Origin of the sequence: Asanoa sp. NPDC050611 (assembly GCF_040654855.1) — a bacterium.
Lineage (GTDB): Bacteria > Actinomycetota > Actinomycetes > Mycobacteriales > Micromonosporaceae > Asanoa.
The window spans coordinates 1-1,415 of sequence record NZ_JBFAIU010000681.1; the positions used below are offsets into that span (position 1 = coordinate 1).

The following is a 1,415-nucleotide window of genomic DNA, read 5'->3' on the forward strand; positions in this document are numbered from 1 at the left end:
CCGAGGATCTCCCCCGGCCGCACGGCAAGCGTGACGTCGTGCAGCACCCGGATGTCGTCGAAGGTCTTCCGCGTACGGCGACGCCCTGCGGCTCTGGCGGGGACGCGCCTGCCAGGACGCGGTCGGCGAGCGGATCCGGTCCGCGGGCGCCCTGCTCGACGCCGAACGCACCGAGGCGGTGCAGCGGCATCTGGCCGTCGACCTGCTCGCCGGCCGCCCGACCAGCGCACGCACCGCCGACCTGGTGCTGGCCGACCCGCTCCGGGAGCGGTTCTGGTTGCTGCACGCGCTCGGCCTCGCCCTGGAGGGCCGGCAGGCCGAGGCGCTCGCCGCCTACCGCCGCGCGCATCGGGTGCTCGCCGACGAGCTCGGCCTCGACCCCGGTGCGGAGCTGCGCGCTCTCGAAGGACACCTGTTGCGTGGCGACACCGACGCGGGCGTGGCGCTGGTCCGGTCGTGGTTCGGTGCGAGGCCGAGCCGGCCGGCGGCGCGGGTCCGCCAGTTGCCGCCCGACATCAGCGATTTCACCGGACGGGCCGACGAGCTGGACCGGATCTCCGCCCTGCTCTCCGGCGGGCCCGTGACCGTGTGCGTCTCCGGCATGGGCGGCGTCGGCAAGACCACGCTCGCCGTGCGGCTGGCCCACCGGCTCGACACCGAGGTGGTCTTCGCCGACCTGCACGGCACCGACCCGGCGCCGCCGGACGCGTACCAGGTGATGGGCTCGATCCTGCGGTCTCTCGGCCTGCCGGGCCGGGCGGTGCCGAGCGACCGCGACGCCCGGGCCGGCCTCTATCGGTCGACGCTGGCCGAACGCCGGCCGTTGCTGGTGCTCGACAACGCGGCCGGGGAAGCGCAGGTGCGGCCGTTGCTGCCGGACGGCTGCCGGACCCTGGTCACCTCGCGCTGGACGCTGGCCGGCCTCGACGGGGTGGCCGCGGTGGAGCTGGGCGTGCTCGCCGAGCGGGACGCGGCCGCATTGCTCGAGAACGTGGTGAGCCGATCCCGCCGGCCGCCACTACTGGCAGGTCCACAACCACGGACCGGATCGCCCCGACGAGATCCGCGAGCGGCAGCTCCGGCGACGGCCGGTCCGGCGTGAACGTGCCCGAGTGTCCACCGGCCGCGGCGGCCTGCACGACCAGCACGTCCATCCCGGCCGAGGCGGCCGCCCGCGCTTCGTCCACCGAGGTCACGGTCTGCGCGAGCAGTGCGCCCGTGCGGCGCAGCAGGGTCACGTCAGGGGCCGGTGGCAGGCCGAAGGTGAAGCTGACCAGCGGAACGGGCCGCTCGCGGAGCACGTCAATCTTCGCCCGCCAGTCGTCGTCGCCGTCGTCGGGCGCCGGCGGCAGCTCGGCGCCGAAGCGCGCCGCCTCCGGAGCGATCAGCTCTCGATAACGCCCGTAGGTGGCCAG

Annotated in this window: 1 protein-coding gene and 1 pseudogene; one reads left to right on the forward strand and one right to left on the reverse strand. The window is 75.4% G+C overall.

The genetic code is table 11. The features are described 5' to 3' along the window. Positions 1-70 precede the first annotated feature (70 nt). Positions 71-991 (forward strand): annotated as a pseudogene (locus AB0H87_RS41785) (BTAD domain-containing putative transcriptional regulator); the annotation flags it as partial. Here AB0H87_RS41785 and AB0H87_RS41790 read toward each other — a convergent pair. Next, a complete protein-coding gene (locus AB0H87_RS41790; RefSeq protein ID WP_360159417.1) occupies positions 897-1,301 on the reverse strand; it encodes a nitronate monooxygenase in 405 nt (134 codons plus the stop codon). The pseudogene AB0H87_RS41785 and the gene AB0H87_RS41790 overlap by 95 nt on opposite strands. Between the last annotated feature and the right edge of the window lie 114 nt (positions 1,302-1,415).